General features: G+C 32.2%; 9 protein-coding genes. All 9 read left to right on the forward strand.

Annotation, left to right across the window (positions count from 1 at the left end; translation table 11 throughout):
- The first annotated feature begins 630 nt into the window (after positions 1 to 630).
- A complete protein-coding gene (locus tag AN619_RS13475; RefSeq protein WP_198153320.1) occupies positions 631 to 1,725 on the forward strand; it encodes an AAA family ATPase in 1,095 nt (364 codons plus the stop codon).
- An 18-nt stretch (positions 1,726 to 1,743) separates the two neighbouring features.
- Entirely contained in the window at positions 1,744 to 1,941 is a 198-nt protein-coding gene (locus tag AN619_RS13480; protein ID WP_068557793.1) for a hypothetical protein, read from the forward strand.
- A gap of 221 nt (positions 1,942 to 2,162) precedes the next feature.
- Entirely contained in the window at positions 2,163 to 3,839 is a 1,677-nt protein-coding gene (locus tag AN619_RS13485) for a C40 family peptidase (RefSeq protein ID WP_068557794.1), read from the forward strand.
- 18 nt (positions 3,840 to 3,857) lie between these two features.
- Positions 3,858 to 4,709, forward strand: a complete 852-nt coding sequence (locus AN619_RS13490; protein ID WP_068557795.1) for a hypothetical protein — start codon at positions 3,858 to 3,860, stop codon at positions 4,707 to 4,709.
- A gap of 18 nt (positions 4,710 to 4,727) precedes the next feature.
- A complete protein-coding gene (locus tag AN619_RS13495) occupies positions 4,728 to 5,249 on the forward strand; it encodes a coiled-coil domain-containing protein (RefSeq protein ID WP_068557796.1) in 522 nt (173 codons plus the stop codon).
- 259 nt (positions 5,250 to 5,508) lie between these two features.
- Positions 5,509 to 6,801, forward strand: coding sequence for a P-loop NTPase family protein (locus AN619_RS13500; protein ID WP_157065023.1), 1,293 nt, complete (start codon positions 5,509 to 5,511; stop codon positions 6,799 to 6,801).
- Complete coding sequence (locus AN619_RS13505; protein WP_068557798.1) at positions 6,802 to 7,422, forward strand: HD-GYP domain-containing protein; 621 nt, start codon at positions 6,802 to 6,804, stop codon at positions 7,420 to 7,422.
- A gap of 79 nt (positions 7,423 to 7,501) precedes the next feature.
- Positions 7,502 to 8,716 (forward strand): S-layer homology domain-containing protein, encoded by a 1,215-nt coding sequence (locus tag AN619_RS13510; RefSeq protein WP_068557799.1) that lies wholly within the window; start codon positions 7,502 to 7,504, stop codon positions 8,714 to 8,716.
- A 58-nt stretch (positions 8,717 to 8,774) separates the two neighbouring features.
- Positions 8,775 to 9,746, forward strand: coding sequence for a ubiquitin-activating E1 family protein (locus AN619_RS13515; protein WP_068557800.1), 972 nt, complete (start codon positions 8,775 to 8,777; stop codon positions 9,744 to 9,746).
- The last annotated feature ends 109 nt before the right edge of the window (positions 9,747 to 9,855 follow it).

Raw genomic sequence — 9,855 nt, forward strand, 5'->3', positions numbered from 1 at the left:
TCCTAACGTCAAAACAATTTTGCGCTATTTAGGGATTCCTGAGAACATCTACATCAGAGGTGCATCATAATTTAAAAGTTCTGAATTAAATTATGAAAAAGTTATGATGTATTCAGCGGAATATGAGATAAAAAACATTAAAAATATATTTTAAATATAACTATATGGTGATATAATATAAATATCATTAATTATTTTTGCTAGGTGGTGTTGCATATGTTTGTTTTTCATTTTTATGATTTTTTAATAAGCCTTTTGTTTCTAGGCATTAACATGGGAACACTTTATTACTATATAAACTACAATACCCGTCCAGAAGGAGGAATGCTTCATTTTTTCACCAATATGTTGATTGTTCTTGCCAATCTCTACTTTTCAGAAAGATTTTTGGCAGAAATTCAGTTTAAAACCAGCAGAAAAAAAATAGAGTTTCTATGGTCCACTTTCTTTGCATCACTATATTCCCTGATTTTCTTAGGCGTTCTTTTCTATTTTATGAAGGAAAAATACCTAGAACAAATAATTGCAATCAATGACTTTATCGTCGCAAAAGTAAGGAGTGGATCAATCTGGACAATGATTAAAGGCAGCTTCAGCTTAACAAAACATATTTTTCTACTGCTGCCCCATATGTTTTTTATCAAATATTGGTTTTCATCTTTTATCAACAATACAAAAACCTTAACATATGTTAAAAATACAACATCTCTTTTAAAAACACCCAGACCTTGGAACGAAGAATTAGGCATAATGCTTTTTAGAAATTTTCCTTCTTATCGCTGTTCTAAATTTTTTATAGGAGATAAAAGTGTTTTTGAAACAGCAGACGATAAAAAACAGGATGAAATTCTTTCTCAAATTAGAAAGCCGGCAAATGACGAGGATGATTTCTTTGGGTCAAAGCCGAAGAAAAAATATTACGAAGAAGGGTTAAAAGAACTCAACAATCTCATAGGACTTGAAACTCTAAAAGAAGAAATCAAAATATTTTTGGCCAACATGGAAATGATGAAAAAGAAAAAGAAAGCCGGGCTAAAACAAGATAAAGGAACCTTGCATATGCTGTTTTTAGGAAATGCCGGTACATCTAAAACTACTGTCGCAAGAATCATGGCCAAACTATTATATGGCTTAGGCTATATTTCAGAAAATAAGTTGGTAGAAGCAGACCGAGAAAGTCTGATCGCTCAATATGTAGGTCATACAGCCATTAAGACAAAAGAGCTGATCCAAAGAGCAAAGGGCGGTGTTCTTTTTATAGATGAAGCCTACTCTTTAAAACCGAAATCCAACGGGTTTGAACAGGAAGCCATTGACACATTGGTAAAAATGATGGAAGATGAAAGAGAAGATTTAGTAATAATCTTTGCAGGATATGAAAAAGAAATGGAAGAATTTTTACAATCAAATAGCGGTCTAAAATCAAGAATCCCTTATACTTTCCATTTTCCAAACTATAGCAAAAAAGAATTAGTTGCTATTGCAAAAAGAATGCTGAAAAACAAAAAATATAACCTAACAGCTAATGCTGCTTTAGAATTAGAAAAACAAATAGATCGATTATTGGAAAGAGCTAAACACGAAAATGGCCGCTTGATCCGAAATTTGGTTGAAAGGATAGAAAAAGAACAAAATTTGCGTCTATACAAAACAAACGAAAAGGATTTAGCTGTAATTATCGAAGAAGATATAATAAAGGCAGTAGATTTTGTTGTAAAGCAATAAAGGAAGTGATAAAAGGTAATGGCAGAAGAAATATTCGAAAAAGTATTAGAGTTTTTTATAAAATTGGGCCTAGCTACATTAATCCCCGGAATAATTCTTTATGCTTTGTTTATATGTATAACAATAGTTGCTGCAGTTATTATGTTGTTTGCTTTACATGCTCTTCGTTTCTTTGTTTGGTATATAGAGATACGTGATAAATTCTTAGGCTGGTAAACCTGACTTTGGTCAGGTTTTTTTATTTTTTATAGAAAGACTTTATACGAAAAACGAGCCTTTTATTTTACTTATAACGAACGATTTATATTTGACCGTAGGTAAAGTTGTATATGTATCAAAAAATTTGCCTACAGCGAAATTAAAAGCCCACAGCAATAAATTTTTTAGGTATATGACAAAACATTTTTTATTTCATTGCAAAAAAGGAGGGACTCTTTTTGACAGAATATCAGCACGAGGATTTTCTACAGGATTATACCGAACAGATGAGTCATTCAGGTGTTAATATAGCAAAGAAAATCGGCAAAAAAATTGCTAAAAATATTTTTGCCATGATAAAGCTGGCAGTAAAAAAACTGATTCTGATGACCCTGCCCATAATAATGCCTTTATTATTAATCATATTGGTTGCTTTATCCGTTTATACTGTTGTGTTTATCATGCCTAAATACGTTTCTCAACATATGTCTGAAAAATTAAATTCAAAGTTTGTAGCTATTTTTAGCTGGGGCAATAACGGAAATTGGAATTTTGAAAAAGATAAGGAACTACTGAAAAGATATGAAACCGTTACAAATCAATATATCAAAGAAGTTAGTGAAATTCAGAAAAGAAACGGTATATATACCATGACTCAAGAGCAAATAGAACAAGCAGAACCTCATAAGCTACAATGGGGAATACTTGCTTCCCTAGATAGAGTTTTGGGGAAAACCGATAACAAATTTATGCCCATTCCTGAAAAACATTATGAAGCCTTAAAAACAAAATACCAATGGCTGCACACCAAAGAAACATATGAAAAAACATGGGAAGAAAAGGTATGGACTATTATAGATCGTGATGAAGATGGAAGTCCTGTATACGGATGGGAATGGGAAACAAATAGTGATTCTTGGGAAAAGAATCGTGATCTACTCCTTATGGCTGATACATATAAAAATATTATAAATTATGATTGGAAAGTCTATGATATTCGTATTTCTGCTTATTCTGTGCAAATAACTCTAAACGGAAAAACTATTGCAACATATAATCATAATTCCAGCAATATTCCTGAAAAATACAAAAAATATTATGACATGATGATAGATACCTATAAGACGCAACAAAATTCAAGCAAAATCAGAAATATAAAATACCATCTACAAGTACCTTTACTAGACTCTGTAAAACATACCGGCACTCCTTACCAAAGGTTAAGGGACTATCTAAATCAAAACAAAATTGCAAAAGAAAGTGATATAGAATTCATTATTCATATGGCTTATAACCTTGAAAATGATGAATATGACTTTGACAGCATAAACTTTCTTGATAATGAGATGGCAGAATTAGATATTCATATTAACCTTCCTACAATCCAGGGAAATTGGACTAGGGCTGACCTTATAAGAACAGCAACATCTTTACTGGATTTGCCTTATTTTTGGGGAGGCAAATATCCTCAAAAAGGCATTAACCCCAACTGGGGAAAATATAAAGTAGTAACTGCCGGCGGAAACTGGGCAACCGGTACTGCCCAATTATATGGCCTTGACTGTTCCGGCTTTGTTGACTGGGTTTATTATCAGATGATAGGAAAAACCGTAGGAAAAGGTGGTGGAACAGTATCTCAATGGCTAAATACAAAACCTATTAAAGAAAGTGAATTACGTCCGGGAGATCTTGGTTTTTATGGCCTTTTAGGAGGAGGACATGTTGGAATTTATATCGGTGAAAAAAACGGCAAAAAAATGTTTATCCATGCAGGGGGTAGAGCATGGAAAACCGGCGATCGTCCAGCAGGCAGGGTTGTTATTACTTATAACAACACATCCGAAAGATACAATGGAAATGCCCCATCTAAATTCAAATACTTCCGCAGAGTGCCTGTATCCTTTGTAGGAGATTAAGGGGGGAGATGCAGCTTTATGGCAAGAAAAATTATAGGTATATCAATCATTGTTGTTGCAATTGTACTTCTTATCATTTTGCCTTTATATGAAAAATATAAAACAAAACCTCAAACATATATGACAAAAGAAGAAAAAAAACTATTAGAACAGATTGATAAGCAATATACAACAGAATATGAGAAAAAATATATGGATAATTTAAAAGAATACAATTTTGCCAGTGAAACTATAGAAAGATTTGTATCCCTATTAAGTAATAAAGAATATGAAAAAGCCTATGAAATGCTTGATGAACAGTATAAAAAAGATTTCCATTATTTTTTTGAGGAATTTAAAAACAACTATCGCTTTAAAACAAAATATCCCAAAACTAGTATTATCAACGATTTCTATGTTGTAGGAAAAAATTATATTGCCTTTGCTGAAATTTTCGATTTTGAAGCAGAGTATGAGGAAAAAAATACAGGCGGTGGAGATTATTTGGAAAAAACCTTCACCGTATTTTCCAACGGAAACATTGCAGATATTGGGATTGTTGAAATAAATCGCATAAACAAATCAAAGAAGGATCATCTTTTCTTTCCTAGTATTTCAGCAACTGTTGAAAAAGAATATATCCTCGAAACCGGTACTGCCTATATAATAGCACTAAATAACAAAAACAGCACAGACATTCATATTCAAGATATATATGCAATCAAAGAGAATAAAATAAAATCCCGATCCGGGATTTCTAAATTACCTTCAAAAATACCTGCTTTGAAAAGTAGAAAATATACTGTATTCTTTAATCATATTAACAAGGCAGATACTTTAGTTATTCAGTTAGAAGGAAAAAACGAAATAAAAATATCTCTCAAAAAATAAACAGAAAGGAAGAAATGTATGTATACTAAAAATATTTTTATTTTAATTTTAGCCATTGGAATTTTTCTTATTGCTTTATCTTTTTTATCATTAGTTACAAATTATGTATATGCAGACGGGAACGAAGGATCCACTTTAAAAAGAATAGAAGAACAATCTAACAAGACTATGGCAGATCAATTAAAAGAAATACAAGAAAAAGAAAAGATAAATAATAATGAATTGCAAGATTTAAAGCAAGATAACAAAGCAAATGAAGAACAACAGTCTGAAATAGACACACCTACAGAAGATATGTCAAAACTAGAATTCATTGAAAAAAGACTCTTAGCAACCGCAAGAGCAACAGGTATGAAATGGCTGCCCATTACTTATGGACTATCTTTTATTTGCTGGTTATTAGCATATTTATATGAAAACCTAAAATTCTTTTTTAAATCTTCAATAACCATGTTCTTTTTGTCAACCTTAGGACTAACCATTATTATTTTTGCTAAACCTCTTGTGGTGGCCATAGCCACAATCGTAGAAAAAATGTAGAAAAAAGGGGGATCTTTTTTTGAAAAGATATACACTTCATTTAGTTGCACCTGCAAGCTAGAAGAATATTATCAAGGAAATAGAAACAGAGATTACAGAGCATAACGGAGAACCCATTGAAATAAAGGTAGTAGGACATGATTATACTTTTTCGTCTTTTGCCCATTGGGCTGTAGCAAACCAATCTAGCAGTCCTGATTTTGTATTAATCTTTGATAATGCAGATTATACAAAAATAGACATTAGCACAGGCCATTATGTGGGCTACGGCAATTTATTGCAAAATTTAAAAACCGCAAAATTTAGCTTGGATTCAAAATTTATCATGATTTTATCAGCAGAAAAAGAGAAACAAATTGATTTTCTCAATGAGCTGATCAAGTTAAACATTCAAAATTTCCATTTCCCTCAAAACGGACAATTTGATATAGATGATTTGAAAAAATGGCTTTTAGATATTGATAAAAAACTCAAGGACAATGAAAAATACCTTTTTACTCAAAATATTCTCGATACAGAAAGGAAAGAAGATTTATCCTTACAAACAAAAAAAGAAGCAAAGAAACCCCTAGACGCTGATAAAGAAAAAACAGAAATGGAACCGGACCATGTACCAAAAAAGAAAAAGTTTGACTATAAAGAAGAAATTGTGGAAGTAAAAATAATTGAAAAAGAAATCATTAAATCAAAAACCACTATTGTTAAGGAAAAGGATAAACATCTTGTTCTTTTTTTCTCTCCGAATAGAAGTGGAGCAAGCTATGTAGCTACAAATCTTGCTTATATGATTGAAAAAAGAAATAAAAAAGTTGGAATATGCGATTTGGATTTTAAAAATCAAAGCCTATTCCAATATTTTTTTATTGACGAAAAAACAGAAAAAGAAAAAATAAACAGTTTGTCCAATGCTTTGAAATTAGGCAATAAAAGCATTGCAGACGTAGCCTATGTTACGGGGGACAAGGACAGTATATATCTTTTAACGAACAAACCAAGCAACAGAGAAATACATGAAAAAATTAGTATCCAAGAAATGATCCCTGTCATTGATACCTTGAGAAGTGAAATGGATTTTTCTATTTTAGATTATGCTTTTCGCGATTATTTAAGCGAAGAAGATATATATTTATTTCGATTTGTAGATTCTGTCTGTATTGTAACAGGAATAGATTATTTATCTTTGGAATCTACAAAAAAAACAATTCAAAGGTTATTGGCCAATGCAATTCCTTTTGAAAAAATTATTATAGTTTTAAATAAATACGAAAATCTTTCTTACCCATCCTATACGGATATTTTATACTTGCTAGAAAAAGATGTTCCTTGGAAAATCGATAATCAAAAGATTTTTAAGGTAGGTTATGACAGCAATAGCATTAAAAGCACATGGGAAGGACATGCTTCCGTCGTAAATTCTGCTTCCGAAAATATTATAAGTCACTTTGATATACTAGCAGACTATTTTATTAAAGGTGAAAAAACAAAAGATAAAAAAACTTTTTTAAGTCGATTTATTGGGAAGATTAGTCCTGCTTCAAAGGAGGAAAAATAAATGGAATATGCTCTTGTGAATACAAATATAAAAATCGATACATTGGAAAGTATGGCAAATTTACTTGTAAAAACAAGGACTTTGCATGAAGCATTAAAATGCAGGGATAAAGAAACTGCCGAACACTCGGAAGGTGTGGCAAATATTTCTTTTTTACTGGCACAAGAATTACAGATGGACATTGTTTATAGATACTGGGCATACATTGCCGGTATTTTACATGACATAGGAAAAATAGAAATGTCCGACACGATATTAAAAAGCGGGAAAGCTAATTTATCTGAACACGAACAAAATATTATAAAAAATCATCCGTACCATTCCTATAGAACAGCACACAGGCTCAACTTCCCAAAGGATATTTGTGAAGCATTATTATATCACCATGAAAGATTTGACGGCAGCGGATATCCTGACGGATTAACAGGAAATGCTATTCCTATTTTAGCCAGAATTGTAGCAGTTGCAGACGCTTACCATGCCATACGATCTCAAAGAAACTATAAGCAGGCATTTTCCATTGAAGATACCATAACAATCATGAAAAACGAGATTAAAAAATATGACCCTATAATTTTTCAAAAACTCATAGAGCTTATTGGAAAAAACGAAATAAAATAATAAATATATATTGATAATATTACTATATAGTAGTATAATAAATATATAATTATTTTGCTAAAAGAAAGGAGAATTCAACATGAAAAAAACAATTCCCATTTTGTTAATCTTAATTTTGATTTTATTTATCGTGCCAGTATCAGCAAATCCAATGAATTTAGCAAAGAAATTTATAGATATGGGCAATCATTGGGCAGAAGTAACCGTCAACAAACTCATAGAATTGGGTGTTATCAAAGGCTATGAAGATAATACTTTTAGACCTGACAATACCATTACAAGAGCAGAATTTTCTACGGTTATCCGAAAAGCTTTTCAACTTGACCTTATAGACGGAAACAGCTTTACCGATACCAATAACCACTGGGCAGGAAAAGAAATTCATACATTAGTTGCGAAGGGGATTATAGACAAATCCGAATACGGTACAAAGTATTCCCCTAATGAAAAAATCACAAGAATAGAGATGGCAAAAATGATCGTAAGAGCTATGGGCTTGGATGCCGAAGCAAAAGAAAAGGCAAATCAGGCAACAAAATTTGCAGATGATAAGAGCATAAAAGCAAAAGATAAGGGATATATCATCATAGCCAGTGAAAATAAGATCATCAACGGGTACCCCGACAATACTTTTCAGCCTAATGGTAAGGCAACAAGAGCAGAAGCATCAACTATGATTACAAAAATGATTGAGATTATGGAGAATGGTACTGTACCCCCAACACAACCGCCAGTAGTAGTACCAGTGAAGGAATACAGTGAAATGACGGAGTTTCCTAGCAAAAATGCAAATGAAGTAAAAATAAAAGGCCCATTCAATGTTTATTTAGAGAATGTAGATAAATATTATTTTGCTAAAGCAACTGATTTTCCAATAAAGGTAGGGGACTTTATTATTACAGGTTTTGACTATGATAAGACTCCAGATTTTAATGGTCACTATAAATTCTACATACAAGGTATACCAGTTAAAGATACGGCAGGGGTATACCTTAGAAGTGGATTTATAGATACTAAAGACCAGTATAGATTTAGAAGTTTTATGGGATTTGATGAAGATCTTCGAGATGTAATTGCGAAAAAATTTCCGGATAGTGATATCATAGGTTTTCATGGTAATAGTGAAATAACTAAGGATTCAAAATTTACAGGAACCTTCTATGTGGATGATATTTTAGATTGGACTTTTGATGGCAAGGACTTCAGCAAGATTAGAATGACAAATATGAAATATATCATGTTAAGACATGAGGACAGTAAAGATGTATTGATGATAGAAAATCCATTTAAATAGCTGGTAAGCAATGTTAAGAAATACCTTAACATTGCTTTAATTAAAAGGAGGGAAAAAATTGAAAATATCAAAAAAGAGCCTATGTTTAGCGGTAATACTTGCTATGCTTATGCAGATTTTTATTCCTTTTTCACAAATCAGATCTGTTCACGCTGCTGCCGGTGATGCACCAATACTAATTGTGGCATATTTTGAGTATTGGCAAGATCCAACCACAGGAAAATGGCTATATGATAAATCTGCTACTGAACGTGCTACTTTAGCGAATGGAGCGCAATCAACTTTTGCTCAATATCAGTTTCCGTCAGTGTCGATAGACCAATATAAAATTAAGGACATTCAAGTATATGACCCGGATGCTATAAAACCCGCAAATCTTCAAAGATGGACAGAGATAAGTGATGCAGATATTAAAATTTATAAAGCAAAGAATATTCAATTAGGAAATAAAGAAGAATTGCTAAATAAAGAAGGGGTAGTGCAAATTAAAGCAGGGATTTCCTTGTGGGGAATAACACCGGATGTACCAGATCCGGTTCATACATTGGCCTATACAAAAAAAGGTTCTAATGTAAAGGTTTATAGAAACTACGTGCCTATTATAGTTACCTACGAGCCAGTAAGTAAAAGCAAGCTAACTATCAACTACTATGATGAAATATCTAAACAGAAAATCAAAGAGAGTGAAACAAGAGAACTAGAATTTAATAAAAACAATGTTATACCTATACCTGAAATACCCACTTATACATTCAAATATTGGATATATGACAATAGTGGGACAAGACGTAATGAAAACCCTGTTAATGTGTGGGGGATAGAAGGGGAACATACCCTAGATATTTATTATAAAGGGCCGGATACATTAAATCCTTATGTAACATGTTGGGGTACTGGTACACCTAATCCTGCCACACTCAACAATGGATCAGCAACAGTGAGTGTAGAGGTAAATGGTGAGGCTTTTAATCTAGGGAGTGACTCAATAACTTCCTGGACATTATCTATACAACCTCCCTCTATAATCTAACGAATTCTCTTAATTGCTTGCTTTTTCTTAGAATTTCACATTTCTCAAAACTTGCCACATGGATATAATGCTCATTTATGTATAAAACTGGATGGGCAAGGGTGACCTG

The sequence above is a fragment of the Thermotalea metallivorans genome (genome assembly GCF_001562415.1).
Taxonomy (GTDB): Bacteria; Bacillota; Clostridia; order Peptostreptococcales; family Thermotaleaceae; genus Thermotalea; species Thermotalea metallivorans.